This window comes from Bacteroides faecichinchillae JCM 17102 (assembly GCF_000614145.1).
In the GTDB taxonomy this organism is placed as follows: domain Bacteria; phylum Bacteroidota; class Bacteroidia; order Bacteroidales; family Bacteroidaceae; genus Bacteroides; species Bacteroides faecichinchillae.
Genome location: NZ_BAKK01000034.1, coordinates 17804 through 35610, shown reverse-complemented (window position 1 = coordinate 35610; position 17807 = coordinate 17804). Strand labels below are relative to the sequence as shown.

The following is a 17807-nucleotide window of genomic DNA, read 5'->3' as shown; positions in this document are numbered from 1 at the left end:
AAAGACTGAAGAGTTTACAAACAAACTTCCCAGTCTTTGTGGAGCAAAAAACATACGGATAATCGGATACAATCAAGTACTTCTCTTATGTAAACCAACCACTTCTTTCACTTCAATCAACCGCATGATCTAACAGAGTCATGCGGTTGATTGAAGTGAAAGATATACTTGTTTTTCCCAATTTCAGTTCATCTTTTTATTTATGAAGAAACCTATTCAAATTCCAACATTCCAAAGAAATCCGGACGATGGAAATTCGGTTGTTCTATCACAATCGGATTCCATGAAAGGAAATGGGGCGTTTGTAAATCATCGCCACATTTATAAAAATTAGCTTTAATCTCTTTTCCGTCCAATGAATGTATCTGATGTTTAAAGAATACTGCATAAGGAATGATCAATGCAACTTCCCAAGTAATATCTCCATCTCCTATGCGTTCTTCAAACGGTTCTTTTCCTAAACTAGCCCAACGCTGTACAAGGGATGTTATTTCCTCCGGAGCATGTTCACGTCCGTCACGAGTAGCTCCGGCACCAATCAATATTGTTCCAATACAGTTGCACTCTATATTATAATATACTCCGTCTCCCGCCGGAATAGAGAAGAACTCGACACAAGAATCGGTCCATACAGCCCCGTTATCTTCTCCATATTTTGCGCGAACACTCGCCTCTTTTACCTTAAAATGTAATAAAACAGCATCTTTTGTATGAGCAATCCGAAAACTAACTTTAGGTTTGTAAGGATATGCAACCCAATTAACGCATTGAATTGGTTGAAAATCGATTTTTTCTTCATCGAACAATTTAGGAAGTGCAAAAGCCTCAACATTAGCAGCACTAATTTTCTTTACTTTCATATTTATTTCATTTGAAATGCATACAAATGTAGTCACTTTCTATCAATAAGCCAATCGAAAATGAAATAAAAACTAATATATATCATAAATTATCCGAATAGATAATGAACATTCAAATACAGAGTAACAATCAGACTTTAATCAATTTAACATCAGAAAAAGAGGAACTGTGAGGTCCCTATCTTTTACTTTCAGTATCTTTGCGACAAAAATAACATAATGCAAGAGCTTCTTCCCATCCATTTCGCTCCATTACAAGGCTATACTGAAGCTATTTACCGTAATGCACATGCCACCTGTTTTGGAGGTGTAGATACCTACTATACTCCATTTGTCCGGTTGGAGAAAGGTAATTTTCGTAATAAAGATAAACGGGAAATAGATGCAGAAAACAATCATGTACCTCACTTAGTTCCTCAACTATTAGCTTCATTACCAGAAAAGGCAGAAACGATTTTATCCCTTTTCATCGAGAAAGGTTACAAGGAGGCAGATATTAATCTAGGCTGTCCGTTTCCACTATTGGCTAAACGACATAATGGTTCCGGCATTCTTCCCTATCCGGAAGAAATAAAAGCGTTACTAAGTATAGTCACGAAATATCCTCAAATCAGTTTCTCTATTAAAATGAGATTGGGATGGGAGAATCCGGACGAATGCATTCAATTAGCACCTATTCTGAACGAATTGCCTTTACGTCAGATAACTATGCATCCTCGATTAGGTAAACAACAATATAAAGGAGAGGTAAACCTTGAAGGGTTTGCTAGGTTCCAGAATATATGCAAACACCCGCTAATCTATAATGGTGATATCAACAGTGTAGAGGAAATTCAAGCCATCAAAGAACAATTTCCTACATTAGCCGGAGTTATGATAGGTCGTGGATTATTGGCCAACCCTGCATTAGCTTTGGAATACCAATCAGGAAAAAAGTTATCTTCTGACGAAATGGCTAAGAAGATACGGGAAATGCATACTATCGTTTACCAACAATACGAACAACAACTCAACGGTGGAAACACGCAGCTTGTGAATAAAATGAAATCTTTCTGGGAATACCTTCTTCCTGGTGCAGATAAAAAATCATTAAAGGCTATACATAAGAGTAATTGTATTGATAAATATCAACAGGCAGTTAGTAATCTTTTTAGTAAGTTATAGTCTTAAAGTCTTCCTTCTGTAGTAAAAAAGCAATTAGAAATATTCTTTAAATACACAAAAAGAGGACTTACAAGCAAATGTAATTACAATAAATAATAATAAAGTCGTTTATATGAGTTTTATTTCTCTTCATAAACGATTTTATCATTTATAATGGACCATTACATTTACAGTTTTCTAGGATTAAAGTCTGAAAAACAAATAGATTTTTGTAATTTTGCGTCTGTTTATAAACAAGCACATTATGAAGAAATACTGTTTTATCGTACTAAGTATCCTGATTACCTCAGGTGTCTTCGCACAAAAGAAAAACTTTAGTTACAAATTCTACGGACAAATCCGCACTGATCTTTTCTATAACAGCCGCGCAAACGAAGAGACTGTGGACGGATTATTTTATATGTACCCAAAGGATAAAATACGTGATGATGACGGTAATGATTTGAATGGAACAGCAAATGGTAGTTTCTATATTCTTTATTCCCGTTTAGGAATTGATGTTGCCGGACCGAAATTAGGAACAGCAAAAACTTCTGCTAAAGTAGAAGTAGATTTACGCGGTTCAGGTAGTTCATACTCAACTGTCCGTATCCGCCATGCCTATCTGAATTTGAATTGGGGTACTTCAGCTTTATTAGTCGGACAAACTTGGCATCCTTTGTTTGGTGATGTTTCCCCACAAATACTCAATCTAGCTACAGGAGCTCCTTTCCAACCTTTTAATCGTTCACCTCAGATTCGTTACCGTTATACAGATAGGAACTTGCAATTGACAGGAGCATTGCTTTGGCAATCTCAATATCTGTCACAAGGTCCTGCAGGTAAAAGTCAGGCATATATAAAAAATAGCTGTATACCTGAAGTCTATGTAGGTGCAGATTATAAATCAGAAGGTTTGTTGGCAGGCGCGGGTATTGAACTGCTCTCGTTAAAACCACGTACACAAGCTATCGGAGAAAACGGCCATACTTATAAAGTAAATGAACGAATTACAACACTATCTTATGAAGCTCATGTAAAATACACTAATAAAGATTGGTTTTTAGGTGCTAAAACTGTTTTAGGTTCCAATCTGACTCAGGCTTCTGGATTGGGAGGTTTTGGAATTAAATCTACCGATGAACGTACAGGAGAACAGAAGTATACTCCGATAACAGTATCAAGTACTTGGGTGAATGCTGTTTATGGCCAAAAGTGGAAACCAGGGATATTCGTCGGTTATGCCAAAAACCTCGGAACAAGCAATGAACTGCAAGCCGGTAGCAAGCTTTATGGCACAGGTACTAATCTTGATCAACTTGTTACGGCAGGAGCTGAATTGTCTTATAATGTATCGAATTGGAAATTCGGATTAGAATATACGCTCAGCACCGCTTGGTATGGTTCTGTGGAACATTCAAGCGGAAAAATTATAGATACACATGCTGTTTGTAACAATCGTATTGTAGCTGTCGCTATGTTTCAGTTCTAGATATTCCCAAAACCGTTTACCATCCCCTTCACGTCATGGACCCATGGTACATATTAGTGAAAAAGAATATAAACGAATCATATCAGCTTTTAAACATTAAAACCTATGAAACACATTTTTTTTCTTTTATTTCTATGCCTCTCTTGCCAATTCACTCAAGTAGCTAAGGCAGAAAATCGCTGGAGGATCAATCCAAACGGAAGTATCACATGGAATCCCCAAAAGGGAGAAACTCATCAAGATCATATTGAAATGAGTGGTTTGAAGGTTTCCTCCGTTATCCGCTATGGAGTTGATGAAAAAGGAACATTTATGGTAAACAGAAGTATTGTTTGGCCTATGTTGCGTACTGTTCCTAACAATACACACGCTTCTCTCACCCGCAGATTTGCTTGGAATATACCTGATATGATTTCTGTAAACGGACAGAGCCTGCAAAGTGAAAAGGTAGAAAATGTTACTTTGAATGGTATTATCACAGTAAATAGTGTGTTCAAAGCCAATAGAGGAAATGTTGCACTTACACGAATATTATTTCCATCCACTGATAAACCTGCCTTCTGCGAGAAATATGTATTACGTAATTGCAATGATCAGGAAATCAAAGTAGAAATACCTCAGTCACGTTCTGTCATTCAGACTCAGCCGGAACAGGGAGTAGATGGAAGTTACCGTTTAGTAGCAGAAATCCAAGGAGGAAAAACGGTAGTACTAAAACCGAATGAAGAGGTTACTTTCAGCGTCTTTTTCACCGGATATAAACCCAATGAGAATGAACTGGTAATGGATGTGGATAAAGAACTGAAAGCACGCGAAGCATTGGTTGCCACGTTATGGGACAACCTGATATTGGATACACCAGATCCTGTTATTAACACGATGTTTGCTTTTGCCAAAATCCGTGGTGCGGAAAGTATCTATGATACGAAAGGCGGCTTGATGCATGGTCCCGGTGGAGAATCTTACTATGCGGCTATTTGGGCAAACGATCAGGCTGAGTACATCAATCCTTTCTTTCCTTATCTGGGTTATGAGACAGGAAATCAGTCAGCATTGTGTTCATTCCAACATTTCGCACGTTTCATGAACCCAGAGTATAAGAAGATTCCAAGTTCGATCATTGCCGAAGGGTTAAGCACTTGGGGCGGAGCGGGTGATCGTGGCGACGCTGCCATGGTAGCGTATGGAGCTGCTCGGTATGCATTGGCTAGAGGAAATCAAGAGGAAGCTAAAAAGTTATGGCCACTTATCGAATGGTGTCTTGAATACAATAAAAGACAATTGAATCCGGAAGGAGTAGTAGCGTCAGACGCTGATGAATTGGAAGGACGTTTCCCTGCAGGAAAAGCAAATCTTTGTACTTCTTCTTTGTATTACGACGCACTTTTATCTGCCTGTCATTTAGGGAAAGAAATCGGTGTTAGTTCTACACTATTGGCTCAATATAAGAAACAAGCCGGACAATTGAAAGAAAACATGGACCGTTACTTCGGAGGTGAAGTGGAAGGCTTCAATACCTACCGCTATTACAAAGAGAATGATAAACTCCGTTCATGGATTTGTATTCCATTGACAGTAGGAATCCATGATCGCAAAGATGAAACAATTAAAGCATTGTTCTCCCCTAGCCTATGGACCAAAGACGGTTTACTGACCGAATCAGGAAGTAAAACATTCTGGGACCGTTCCACTTTATATGCTTTGCGCGGTGTCTATGCCTGTGGAGAGGCAGAGAAAGCGACTGAATACTTAAGATTTTATTCCAATGAGCGTTTGCTGGGTGATCATGTTCCTTATGCTATCGAAGCGTGGCCCGAAGGTAATCAACGTCATTTATCCGCCGAAAGTGGATTGTATGCACGTATTATAACGGAAGGTATGTTTGGTATCCGTCCTACAGGACTTCGTTCATTTACACTGACGCCTCATCTGCCGGAAAGCTGGGATCACATGAATTTAAGAAGTGTACGAGCCTTTGAAAAGGAATTCGACGTGGAAGTGAAACGGTCAGAAAACGGAAAGAATGAAGTATCTGTCCTCATAGCTGGAAAACCGATATTCAAACAGATGATCAAAAAAGGAAAGACTATTCAAATTCGTCTGCCTAAGTAAATATGGGATAAAGAGAATTGCAAATCAACGATCTACCGAATGAGCGTTATTTATCTTAATATTTACAATAGTCATTAGTAAGATATGTCACTTGTGAATGGCGACAAACGTCCGTTCATCCTCCATCGTTCATGCTTTTTATTCTTTTTACAAAGATAAAACAGAAAAGTTTTTTGTCAAATATTTAGTGAAAATGTTATGTTATTACTATGGAAGGCGGTTTACTGAATATTAGTGACTATCCATCTGATTGTGTAAATAGAAAACTACGGGATTTTTCTCGTAGTTTTTTTATTTATGTATTAACTTTGTAAAAATCAGATTTTATGGACATTCCTAAAGAATTTTTAAGTAAAGAGTTTCTGTCCCAGTTTAAGACAGGCGAAGATGTGACTGCTTTCATGAAAGAGCTTCATACTCGTGTTTATGAACAAATGCTGGAAGCAGAGATGGATAACCATTTAGGTTATGAAAAACACTCCAATCAAGGAGATCATAGTGGCAACTCCCGCAATGGTAGTTATAGGAAGCAGATTCAAACCGAGATGGGTGAATCTGTTATTCAGGTTCCTCGTGATCGGGAAGGTGAATTTGAGCCTATTGTTGTTCCCAAGCATCAATCCCGCGGCTTATCTATCGAGCGTCTTGTCATCTCTCTTTATGCCAAAGGTATGAGCGTCGCTGATATTGAGTCGGAAATGCAGGAAATATACGGTATTAACCTCTCTACCTCCGCTATCTCCATTATCACCAATAAAGTTCGCCAGGCTGCAACAGAGTGGCAAAATCGTCTTTTGGACAGTTTATATATGATTGTCTGGATGGATGGCATCGTATTCAAAGTCAGAGAAAACGGCAAAGTGATCAACAAGACTGTTTACCTATGTGTAGGTCTGAATAAGGAAGGCTTGAAAGAAGTATTGGGTATGTGGATTGGCAAAAATGAGAGTGCCGCTTTCTAGACGGGCGTTTTAACGGATCTCAAAGCCCGTGGTGTAGAAGATATTCTGATTACAGTTACTGATAACCTGAATGGATTTACGGAAACCATCAAGAGTGTATTTCCTGCCTCTACTACTCAAATATGTGTGGTACACCAAATTAGAAACCCCTGTCGCTATGTCGTCTGGAAAGAAAAAAAGGAATTCACTGCCGATTTAAAGAACATCTATAATGCACCTACTAAAGAAGCAGCTGAGATGGAGTTGGATAACTTTGAGCAAAAATGGGGTGCTAAATATCCATATGCGATACGCTCATGGAGAAATAATTGGGAAGAACTGACCGTGTTCTTTGATTTCCCCGTCGAGATTAGAAAGATTATCTATACCACTAATCTTATTGAAAATCTGAATGGGAAAATTAGAAAGTACACCAAAAATAAGCTATCATTTCCAAATGATGATGCACTGAAAAAATCTGTCTATCTGGCCATTAACGAAATCCAAAAGAAATGGTACCAAACTATTTGGAAGTGGGCATTGATATTTAACCAATTTATTACTATATTTGAAAACAGGATTCAAGTATAAAACCCGAATCCTGAAGTTTTCTATTTACACAAGATTGTGGACAGTGCCCTTGACATACGTTTTTGTTAATTGAAAGTTTAACGAACTATTGTGATTATCAAAGTAAGTATTAATATATTTAAGAAAATATTATTATCTATTTCTATTTATTAGATAGTTTCATTTTGATATTTAGTATAAAATATTTTATATTTTCCGGTTATATACCTACTATATCTTGTTCTGGAATACTAAAATCCCAATTACAATTATAAGTACTATCTTCTTCTGGATCATGTTCAATAATACTACAAAATATATTAGCTACAAAATCATTTTCAAAATAAAGTTTTAAATCATATTGTGGAGATAATTCGTAAGATAAAAGTTTTTTTCCAATTAATTTTTCAACATTTTTATTCATACATCCTATTAGAGGTGTTCCATCGTCCCAACTTGTTGTTATAACAGTTCCTTTATATTCAATTCTCCAAGTACAATTAATGGTATAAAATGTTTTATTTTCAAATTCAATTACCAAGATAGAACCGGCTCCACCGCCAGTTCTACTATAATTAACTGTTTTTCCTATTGCTTTTGATAATAGATTGTGTATATTCATTTTTTTATTTATTAAAATAATCTTTTATTAATTGTTCTATTTCATTATAACCATATCCTTCTCCAGAAATCATATCATGTAAAGTTCTTTTTTCTTTTTTATCAAGATTATACTTTTTAGATAAATCTTCAACTTGTTTATTTTGTACATCATGGTTACCAGACATATTTCCTTTTGATTTTCCCATTTTTTCTTTGTCTGACCTTCCTTGAGCAAATCCACTTTTTCCTGCATCAAAAGTATTTGTTGTAGAAAACGGGCGAAACATTGATATAAATATATTCTTTACTATATTCCATCCAGATTTTGTGCTGGCAAAGAATAAATCATATTCTGGATAGACATTATTTAATCTTCCTGCATCTGGATATTTATATGGATTCTTTCTTTTTATAGCAGCCCAGTTATCATTTCTTGCAAGTGCTGGAATCGTTATTCCCATTACGGTTAAGCCATCTATTGGATCCCAGTAAGTTGAACTATAATAAAAAACATTCTTTTCATCATTAAATGTTAGATTAGCTAAAAAATCGGCATCTGTACTATGATTCCATGAAGAAAAATTGAATGCTTCAAAGAATCCAATATTTTTTCCGTATCCACCCGAGATAGTATTTATGAAATTTCTGATTTCATTTTGATTATTTGTACTCCAATAATCCATACCATTCGGATCAATAAAACTAATTGGGTTATTTCCGCAATAATTGTATGTACTTAATGAGAAATACTTTTCCGCCATCGGATCCACCCCATGCCATCTTCCTATTGTAGCATCATACCGCCTTGCCCCGTAATCATACCAATCCAGTCCATTGGTCCTATCCAGCTCCTTCCCATTATATTTATATGGTTGAATATTGGTAGAGCTGGTAAACACCCCTCCGAAGGGATAGTAATGATTTGTCTCTTCCACTTTTCCGTCCTTATCCACTACCATCCGGTTGTTTCCCAAATGATCTTGGATGAAGTAATGCAGTTTAGCGTCCTTTACCGTCATATATCCATCTTGGGTGAGCACCTTCACCAACACCCCATTTTCATAGATCGCATTGTTACAGAAATCAGTGGTTACCGTATTGCTTCCCGTTACACGAGTAGTCCGGAATTTCGTTCCGTCCGCTGCGTACAGATTAACAATACTGTTCCCTCCTTCAAATTGTACCTTACTTGGCAAATCTAACCAATTATATTGAATCAGGGTAATTTTCTTGTTTAAATCTTTAGTCAGATTTCCATTTTCATCATAGACATATTCCGTTTCCAAATTTGATCCGTCCTTGAACTCAAATCCATTTCCATAGACGTTGGCGGTACCATTGTCTTTTACCGCTTTGAGTTGATTCCCATTATATGTCAGATTCAGATTATCTACCACTCCATACGTCGATGCACCCGTCTGCCCGTAACGAGATAATCCCAGAATATTTCCCTGCCTATCATACCCGGTAACCTGCTCGTTAAATCGATTGGCATTTATTGAAATATTATCCCCTTCTCCGTAAACGGCATTCTTCAGCTCGACAATCCGTCATATGTAAATTTATATCCTCTAATTGTCGTCTCGGCTCCTGCTTTCCACGTCATACTACTGATATTCCCATTGAAACACGACGTTCCCGCCCCATTATTATAATACAATGTTTGCTTGAAGTACGGACTCTGAATACCTGTTACCCACCCACGAATATTATACGAAAAACTTTCTCTTGCACGTTCTCCGTATTTTTTGGCGATCATTTTATCTACTGAGTCATACTCATAACTAATCTTGTCCGTAACCGTTCCATTCCATTTGTATAGTTTGTCACATTCTGTCCTTTCATGGCCTGTAGTATCATGATATCCATGAAACTGTCGAGGCGGATTATGTGTATAGGATATGCTTTACAAGACCTTTCTGTATTGAGAAAAATAGCTTTGCATATGGTTTCTAAACAGAAAGACAAATTAAACATAAGGAGAAGATTATACAAAGCGACTTTAGAGATGAACTGCCTCAAAGAGATATTGAAAAAGCGATGCGTTTGCCTTGCTTCCGTATTTATCTGTTTCACCATCAGAGTATATGTTATATATACTATCATTTACCCAAAAATTATATCGGTCAAGAATAGTGGGGGTATAAACTTTAAACTCCTTATTCCATAGGATTCCTCGGACCGTATCGGGTATTTGAACAGGATGTTTCGGAACATAAAAGATAGAATCATAGAACAAGTCATATAATTTGTGCGCATATTTTTGCGGAGGTGTATTTTCTAAAATAATCGGCTCTTTTACGGTAGATAAGCCAAATTCCATTTCTTTATGTGGCTCAATTGAATATAATCCGGAAGAGATCTTATGAAATCCGTTATCGTTATATACCCATATCCTTTTTAGATTCAAAGGTATGGAGTGTTTTCCATTTTTTATTATAAAGCTACCGTATAAATCCGGGTCCAATCCCACCAGAAGTATGGAGTCTGATTTATTGAATATTGACATGCTAATTGATATCATATCCGGAGAAGAAAATTTTTCAATTTTTCCACTTTCTCCATGAACACTAAAAAAGTCTGATGCCATATCTATAACAGCCGAATCTTGCTCTCCTCCATAAAAATATCTTAGTTGTGGATATTTGTAGTTCTTAACCTCCTTATCAATTTGTTCAAAAACAGATTTATTTGATTGTTTGTCTTTCATATATACCCATATTCGTGTATCTTCCTCTCATGTTCGGGGAAATCACGCTCTGATGTTATTCCTAATATTTTACAAACTTTCTTTTCGCTCAGAGCTTTTTTCCCTTGTGAATAGAAAAGAATGTATTTATCTTTATATTTTAAAGCGTTTGTCGGTAAAATAACTCCTGGTATAAGGATCCCGTCATCCTCTCCTCTACCTATATAAAGCCCTAATCCAAAATCAATTTGTTTAGGATGTATAAAACATATATGAGCTTTCCATGTATCAAACTGATAAACTTGTATAACCTTTTTACAGTCCGGATAGAAATCGATTACGGACTTAACATGTTCTAAAATTTCCGGATCTATGTCATCGCTATTTACCCCCTGACAGGCAATTGTCAGGGGGATAGTTAATACCATTACTGCATTAATCAAAAAGTTAATTAGTTTATTTTTCATAATTACTTAAATTGTTGAAATATATATTTCATTAAATCATCCATAGAATTTATTTTAATGGATTTTGTATTGTTTTCTTTATCAGTATATTTAAATAATGATTGTTCATCTTTAAAATAGATGCTATATTCTACATTTGGAAAAAATTTGATACCGTCCATATCTTTTTGTGAAGCAAATGGATTGTAAGGATGTGAGTGAATATCAAATATAGCTTTGAAATCAGAAAATAATGGTTTTTCTGATTGAGTTAATCCATGTATATTTGTAACTGAGTTTTCACTATTATTTGTTCCTAATATATAAGTTCTTTTTTTGCTCCTAAAACCACCCTTAAGAGTCCACTCAACAGCTGTATTATCTGTTGCAAATAAAAAGACATTGGCAGCATCGTATGCTAAATTAGTAGAAGCGAATTGCATTCGATCATAACACTTCCTATCGTTCTGAGACTCCACAAATCCTTTTAATAATGATTTATCAAACACTCTGATACTTTTCCAATTTGGCTCTGGCTGTGTCGCTTTTGGACCATTAATACCACTTGCATACAAAACATCTACTATTCTATCGGTTTTACGCATCATATAAATAGCTCCATTTCTATTCAAAACATAATCATCTTTTCCATCTAGGTCAATTCTTATTATTGGATTATTTTTACAATAAGTATATAATCCCCAATTGACATATTTTTCTCCTGATGGATCTACTACATGCCACCTTCCTATTGTAGGATCATATTGTCTTGCTCCATAATCCAACCAATCCAGTCCATTACCCCTATCCAGTTCCTTACCGTTATATTTGTAAGGTTGGATATGTGGAGAATTGGCAAACAATCCTCCGAATGGATAATAATGGTTTACTTCCTCCACTTTTCCATCTTTATCCACTACTACCCGATTGTTTCCCTGATGATCCTGAATAAAATAATGAAATTTAGAGTCATTCACCGTTATATATCCGTTCTCTGTAAATACCTTTACCATCACCCCATTTTCATAGATCGCATTTTTATAGTAATCGGTAGTTACCGTATTACTTCCTGTTGCGTGTGTTGTTCGGAATTTCGTTCCGTCCGCCAAATACAGATAATTAATACTATTCCCACTTTCAAACTGTATCTTACTAGGCAAATCTAAACAATTATATTGTATTGTGGTAATTTTTTTGTTTAAATCTTTAGTTAAATTACCGTTTTCATCATAAATATATTCTGTTTCCACATTTGCCCCGTCTTTGAATTCAAAGCCATTTCCATAAACAGAACTTGTCGCATTATCCTTTACTGATTTTAATTGATTACCGTTATATGTCAAATTCAAATTATCAATCAGCCCATAAGCCGATACTCCTGTCTGTCCGTAACGTGATAAACCAAGAATATTCCCATTGCTATCATATCCGGTAACTTGTTCGTTGAACCGATTGACGTTTGACGTAAGATTATCCCCTTCTCCATAAACAGCATTTTTCAGCCTTGATAGTCCATCATATGTGAATTTATAGCCTCTTGCGGTTGTCTCCATCCCTGCCTTCCACTTTATACTGCTAATATTTCCATTGTAACAGGGTGTTCCCGTTCCATCTGTGTAATGTACGGTTTGTGAAAAGTAAGGACTTTGAATTTCTGTCGTCCATCCACGAATATTATATACCAGACTCTCCATAGGCTTACCTCCATATTTCTTGTTAATCATTCTACCTACAGCATCATACTCGTAAGTGATATTATCTGTAGCCTTTCCATCCCATGTATTTGTTTTCGTCAGCATCCTTCCGCGATTATCATATGTATACACCGTTTCCATTGTATTTGTTCCTATAACTTTCTGTTGTTTTAATACATTTCCTGTGAAGTCATAAGTCATATTGGTATAGCTTAATCCTTTTTGCGGGTGACTGCATATTGTTTGTATCGGACGACTGTAAAAATCGTAATAAGTGGTTTCCGTCATCCATTCATCTGTTCCGATAACCCTTAATTTCACACTTGTCTTGAGTCCTGAAACACTGGGATTGGATTGCGTGTTGTATCCGTTAAACTGTTTGAATGGATGGGCCGTTACGACATTGCTAGCTCTATAGTTGTCATAAACTATATATTGCAATGCTGTACGCGTACCTGTTGGCATATAATTCTCACTATTCCATGCTACTTGCTGCAACTGGTTGTGTGATAACATGGAGGATAGAATTATTTCCCCGTTTTCAATGGCTCTGTTTTGAGTGTCATAGATAAAATAACTCCACTTCGCCACATTTGCTACACGTTGTTTTCCATTTTGTATCAACACTACTCTGTCTTGTTGGTCGTACACCATATAAACAGGTTGGCATCCCGGGAGACGTTTGATTATGATGCGGTTGTACTTGTCATAAGCATAATAGTAAGATAACTTTTCCAGTGCAGAAGTGTTTATTGTTGTTGTTCCTTCCAATTGATAACTTATTTTGGGGGGCAATATATAGCGAAGTTGGTTATGGTCGTCATACACATAATATGTTTGCATTCGTTCATTTCCATCAATAGTCACTGTCAATACTGTCAGTTCATTGTTGTTTGTGAAAGTTTCAGTCCGGTGACCATCTTCATCGGTAACTGTTGTTTTCTGTAATGTCCCTTCCTTATAGTATTCGCCAGCTATAAGAGTTCCATTTGAAGACACTTTATATAGTTTCACCTCTTCATTGATATTTATTCCATAAGTTGTATTTACACTTTTCTCATTCGTATGCCAGGCTTTTCCCGGTCCTGTGTGCTTCACAACTCTCATTAACGGACTTGCTTCATATTGTGTATAGGTAAAGGCATAATCCTGTTCTTCTGTCCCATATATGTTCCAATGGGAAGATTCAAACATATTGGCATCAAAAGCCCCGTTATTTACCTCCTTGACATACGGCAGATATTCTTTTTCTACCTGTCCCAGTGTGGCATATTCATGAGGAACCATCAGGTCCGAAGTTCCCGAGGGGCTCCCCGATATTTGTATCTCCTGCCACTTCCTACCAAAACCGTCGGTATAAGTGATATCATGTACAGCTCGTGCCCCGTCACCCGTTTGGGAAGTCGCATCCAAATATGTCTTTTCGGCTGTATAATTGCGTGTATTTGTATAGTTTGTCACATTCTGTCCTTTCATGGCAAGAAACAGGATCAACATGCATATCATAATTGTTATTCTTTTCATATTCTGTTATGTTTTATTAGTTGATAATCCGGTTATACTTATATTCCTTCAAAATATTCCCTAATCGATCCTTTATCTGTGTCACTCTTCCCGCTTTGTCATAGGTATAGAATTCCACCTTTCCTTCCTGATCGAATTTTGCATATACCGTTCCGTCGGCATTGTATGAAGTGGCATTGAAAGTTGCCCCTTCGGGTACCAATGCCATATATTTTCCCTGTGAAGAAGCTGTTACTTCCGTAACGCCTGTGTATGCACCCAAATCAATGTCATACACTTTCAGCGATGACCTGTCTTCGCTTTCAACGGCATGCTCTGTCCTTCCGTTTGCATGAGTGACATATACCGAAACATCATTCTCCTCACTTAAAATGTACAATTTTAACTGCCCGGCTCCATACAGTGAATTCAATGTTACCGAATAATTGGAGTTTGTCGGCTTTTCAATCTCATACTTTATCAGATGCAGGTATTCAAAAAGTTTCTGTCCGTCACATGCTATTATTTTTTCCATTGCTGCCACAAACTGCTGTAATGCTTGATATTTGGGGTATTGCCGGATGAATTGTGTGTATTCCTGTTTGAAAATATTTAGTATTCTTTTCTCGTTTTCGGAGATTGCTTCAAAGCAGTTTTGAGCCTCAGTCAAATCAATATTCTTACTTGCCATTTCTTCTGCAAACCGGATAATGAAATGGTGTTCGTGAGAATCCAGAAAACCAAGGAAATGATAATCATCCACTTCATTGGGAATTACTTGCAATATACGTTTGCAAAACATGTAGGTACCTTGTAGTCCGGTTATCGCCGTAATGATATCTTCCCTGTTGATATTTCCTCCTTCTGTATTTTTATACGAATCCCAGGCACTACCCTGTCGGGTATTGCATTCCAACAACAGGTTTCCAAAATTGTCATAAGCATAACTTTTCTTCTGTATTCGTCCGTTTTCTTCTACAGGCATCGTGGAAGTTTTGTTGGTGCCGTAATGCAAAGTAACAGAGGAAAAGTAATTATCTTCACCATAATTAAACAGCGCGGTTTCTTTTTCGGCCGTCTGACAGACGACGGAAGTTTCAGGAACATACATGAATGCTTCGGTTGGCAGAATAAGATTTTTTCCCGAAGCTTCCTCTTGATATTTCCATACCGTTTCATTAATCAGTTTTCCTTCGCTGAGTGTACTTTCTTTAACAATCGGTGAAAGCAGGTTTTTCTGCTTCATTTTATCAATGACCAAATCCACTCCGTCTGCTATATCCGTTACCCGTTTACATACTTTCGTAAGAACTTGTCCGTTCGATCCGGTACTTACCGTTCGAGTGGGGAACATTGACTTTGGATTATCATAATAATAGTCAGTCCGCCTATACGGGGTATCCTTGTCAAGTCTGTATTCCACTTCCTCCTCCAATACGGTTCTCCCCCCGTAACGCAAGTAATAAAATCCGGAAGCATTGTTCGGTGACAGGCGTGGTTCGATATTATGTTGATACATCTCATTTCCTTTCACATAATCGGTTGTCTGAGAGTTATAATATATTTTTAAAGCGTTCCCATCCAAATAATAATCCGACGGTTGCATTTGAGGGAGCGCACTATTATAGTCAGATAATATTTTATACTTATATTGAGTCGTTTGCAGCAGATTTCCATCCGCATCATATACTTCTTTTTCTGATAATAGCCCGGCTGCCCAGAATGGATAATTGACATTTGATATCGGGTCTGCTATCCGGTAATGATAAGCATTGTATCCTTTGCCATGAATTGTTTCCGTTACCTGTGGATAATAAAGTCCGTTATTTCCCATATTCGTGATAAGATATCCTTTTGGGCGCACTCTGTCATAAATAATTTGATCGCAAAAACCGGAATAGCAAACATTTACTGCATTGCTCCATGAAGAATACATACTTTTACCCGGCGATGGGTAGCTGTAAGAAATGGTATCATTCCGATTATTCCCGTTGTCAAATAATAGTGTTTTCAGACGGATTCCTCCATAGTCATTATATGCGCTGGTTCTGTTTTTTTCATATTCAATCCCTATTTTTCCTCCGTCAGCCAAAGTGATACTTTTTAATGAATGCAAGGCTGTCAGCATCTCATATTCTTTCCCTGACGTATTTCGTGCTCTGCAATATCCCCAAAGATCAGATTCTATTCCATTTGGGGGTGTTGGAAAATCAGAGAAGTTATAATAGCCGAATTTCATGTTGCCTGTCTCTTTGTTTTCTTTCCCGTAAAAGGATACTTTTTTCAGACATGTTGCATCCTGTGTGAGGGAAACAGATGATAAAAGTGTTTCATCCCGATTATACAGTTTTATTTCAGACAGATAAGGTGCTGTTGTATATTCAGTATATGTAAATTTTATGATCCGTTCAGGAGTGATAATCATGTAGAGCAAAGGTGAAAGTATATCATAGCAACTTCCTCCCGCTATTTCTTTTTGGGTAATCGTTCTTATTTCAATCAGGCAATTGTGTACACTGTTTGCCGCCGCTTTCAGATGCATACCGGCCAATCGACCGTTATAAGAATCTGATAATTGATCGCAATACTTTGAAAGTGATGTCAGTGTATTCTCCAATTGCAAAGATGCGGACGTCATTTCCTTGATATTTGCCAGTATACCGATCAGTCTGTTATTGTTTTTTACGATAGTATTTTCAAGAGGTTGAAAAAATCCTTGTCCGTATTTTGTGAACATCACCATTTGAGCATCTACCTCCTTAAGCAAAGCTTCTTGCGAACATGCTTCCAGGTGATATTGTGCAGTTTCAATATCCTCTGTAATTTCTGCCTGATATTTTTTATAATCAAACGGTTGCTCTTTCATGGGCTTACCGTAATAATAAGTCATTGTGTACGAATCCCGGATTTCTTGATTGCTTATTTTACCTGTCGAGCCGGGGCCCGTATTTTCCACACTGCCTTTATAACAGAATTCAATCGGTGCTCCGTTGTATGGGAGGATACGGCTAAGATGCCATGCCGAATTATATGCGTTATGGGAAATAGCATTGACAGTGGAGACATCCACATGCCTGACATTTGTATTCATCTCGACCTGCCGGTAAATATAACGGTCACCATTGTTATCTGTTACAATCCATCCTGTAATTTTGCCGGAAGTATGCTCACATTCGATACGTACATCCGTTTGTTCCAGCGGTTCGGCATATATCTTTCTGTTCTTATCAACACGAATGATGAAATCCACTTTCTGTCCGTTGAATACAGCTGTAAAGATATCGCTTTCACCATCTCTTTTGCGAAGTCCTACATTCTTTGCATCATCCTGTAGAGGGGTGGAGTTACTTTCGGATTGTAGATAACCAAAGAATGTATCTTCATCGGGAAATCCTCCACGCATCGTACGGGTGACTATTCCTCCTGCATTAAGCATCCAATTATAGCCGAGGAATCCGGGAGAGTCACTATCCTTTACTCCTTTTCCAATATAATCCAGCGAAACAGGTAATTCATAATTTCCTGATCTCAATTTGTATAAGGGTACTTTGTAACTGAATATCCCCGTTGAATAATCGACCAGTACATTTTTCTGTTCGGTCAGGTTTTGTGTTTGCCCTCCAGGTTTAAAATCCTGCGCCCATCCGTTTAGTGTGAGGAGTAGGAGAAATAATAAGTATGTTATTCTTTTCATGATTGTGTTTATTAATTAAGTTTTAAATGAAAGCCGGAAGTCCCTTTCCAGTGTTCTGTT

Annotated in this window: 11 protein-coding genes and 1 pseudogene; 4 read left to right on the top strand and 8 right to left on the bottom strand. The window is 37.1% G+C overall.

Going from position 1 to position 17807, the window contains the following annotated elements; translation table 11 throughout:
• Window positions 1–212: 212 nt before the first annotated feature.
• Window positions 213–860, bottom strand: a complete 648-nt coding sequence (locus JCM17102_RS15510; protein ID WP_025075831.1) for a carbohydrate-binding family 9-like protein — start codon at window positions 858–860, stop codon at window positions 213–215.
• A gap of 219 nt (window positions 861–1079) precedes the next feature.
• Here JCM17102_RS15510 and JCM17102_RS15505 point away from each other — a divergent pair, with 219 nt between their 5' ends.
• The 4 genes and pseudogenes from JCM17102_RS15505 (at window position 1080) to JCM17102_RS27930 (ending at window position 7139) form a co-directional block, all read left to right on the top strand.
• Window positions 1080–2024, top strand: a complete 945-nt coding sequence (locus JCM17102_RS15505; RefSeq protein ID WP_025075830.1) for a tRNA-dihydrouridine synthase family protein — start codon at window positions 1080–1082, stop codon at window positions 2022–2024.
• Between the two features lie 244 nt (window positions 2025–2268).
• Complete coding sequence (locus tag JCM17102_RS15500; RefSeq protein ID WP_025075829.1) at window positions 2269–3495, top strand: DcaP family trimeric outer membrane transporter; 1227 nt, start codon at window positions 2269–2271, stop codon at window positions 3493–3495.
• A gap of 105 nt (window positions 3496–3600) precedes the next feature.
• The gene (locus JCM17102_RS15495; RefSeq protein ID WP_025075828.1) at window positions 3601–5607 is read left to right on the top strand and encodes a hypothetical protein; all 2007 of its coding nucleotides are present in this window, start codon (window positions 3601–3603) and stop codon (window positions 5605–5607) included.
• Window positions 5608–5933: 326 nt separating this feature from the next.
• Window positions 5934–7139: pseudogene (locus JCM17102_RS27930) on the top strand (IS256 family transposase).
• 199 nt (window positions 7140–7338) lie between these two features.
• Here the strand turns inward: JCM17102_RS27930 and JCM17102_RS15485 are convergent.
• The 7 genes from JCM17102_RS15485 to JCM17102_RS15455 form a co-directional block, all read right to left on the bottom strand.
• Window positions 7339–7740, bottom strand: coding sequence for a hypothetical protein (locus JCM17102_RS15485; RefSeq protein WP_025075827.1), 402 nt, complete (start codon window positions 7738–7740; stop codon window positions 7339–7341).
• Window positions 7741–7744: 4 nt separating this feature from the next.
• Window positions 7745–9118, bottom strand: coding sequence for an RHS repeat domain-containing protein (locus tag JCM17102_RS32545; RefSeq protein WP_025075826.1), 1374 nt, complete (start codon window positions 9116–9118; stop codon window positions 7745–7747).
• Between the two features lie 137 nt (window positions 9119–9255).
• On the bottom strand, window positions 9256–9480 hold the full coding sequence (locus JCM17102_RS32540) for a hypothetical protein (RefSeq protein ID WP_025075825.1): 225 nt from the start codon (window positions 9478–9480) through the stop codon (window positions 9256–9258).
• A gap of 243 nt (window positions 9481–9723) precedes the next feature.
• Window positions 9724–10431, bottom strand: coding sequence for a hypothetical protein (locus JCM17102_RS30955; protein WP_199901482.1), 708 nt, complete (start codon window positions 10429–10431; stop codon window positions 9724–9726).
• Window positions 10428–10877, bottom strand: coding sequence for a hypothetical protein (locus JCM17102_RS30950; RefSeq protein ID WP_199901481.1), 450 nt, complete (start codon window positions 10875–10877; stop codon window positions 10428–10430). The genes JCM17102_RS30955 and JCM17102_RS30950 overlap by 4 nt, the downstream gene beginning before the upstream one ends.
• 2 nt (window positions 10878–10879) lie before the next feature.
• On the bottom strand, window positions 10880–14074 hold the full coding sequence (locus tag JCM17102_RS15460) for a DUF6443 domain-containing protein (RefSeq protein ID WP_025075823.1): 3195 nt from the start codon (window positions 14072–14074) through the stop codon (window positions 10880–10882).
• Between the two features lie 16 nt (window positions 14075–14090).
• Window positions 14091–17747, bottom strand: a complete 3657-nt coding sequence (locus JCM17102_RS15455) for an RHS repeat domain-containing protein (protein WP_025075822.1) — start codon at window positions 17745–17747, stop codon at window positions 14091–14093.
• Between the last annotated feature and the right edge of the window lie 60 nt (window positions 17748–17807).

Bases quoted from the DNA above. Each gene is read 5' to 3' on its own strand.
- JCM17102_RS15485 (WP_025075827.1), bottom strand. From the start codon at position 7,740: ATGAATATACACAATCTATTATCAAAAGCAATAGGAAAAACAGTTAAT.
- JCM17102_RS32540 (WP_025075825.1), bottom strand. From the start codon at position 9,480: ATGATCGCCAAAAAATACGGAGAACGTGCAAGAGAAAGTTTTTCGTAT.
- JCM17102_RS15500 (WP_025075829.1), top strand. From the start codon at position 2,269: ATGAAGAAATACTGTTTTATCGTACTAAGTATCCTGATTACCTCAGGT.
- JCM17102_RS15505 (WP_025075830.1), top strand. From the start codon at position 1,080: ATGCAAGAGCTTCTTCCCATCCATTTCGCTCCATTACAAGGCTATACT.
- JCM17102_RS30950 (WP_199901481.1), bottom strand. From the start codon at position 10,877: ATGAAAAATAAACTAATTAACTTTTTGATTAATGCAGTAATGGTATTA.
- JCM17102_RS15455 (WP_025075822.1), bottom strand. From the start codon at position 17,747: ATGAAAAGAATAACATACTTATTATTTCTCCTACTCCTCACACTAAAC.
- JCM17102_RS15460 (WP_025075823.1), bottom strand. From the start codon at position 14,074: ATGAAAAGAATAACAATTATGATATGCATGTTGATCCTGTTTCTTGCC.
- JCM17102_RS15510 (WP_025075831.1), bottom strand. From the start codon at position 860: ATGAAAGTAAAGAAAATTAGTGCTGCTAATGTTGAGGCTTTTGCACTT.
- JCM17102_RS30955 (WP_199901482.1), bottom strand. From the start codon at position 10,431: ATGAAAGACAAACAATCAAATAAATCTGTTTTTGAACAAATTGATAAG.
- JCM17102_RS15495 (WP_025075828.1), top strand. From the start codon at position 3,601: ATGAAACACATTTTTTTTCTTTTATTTCTATGCCTCTCTTGCCAATTC.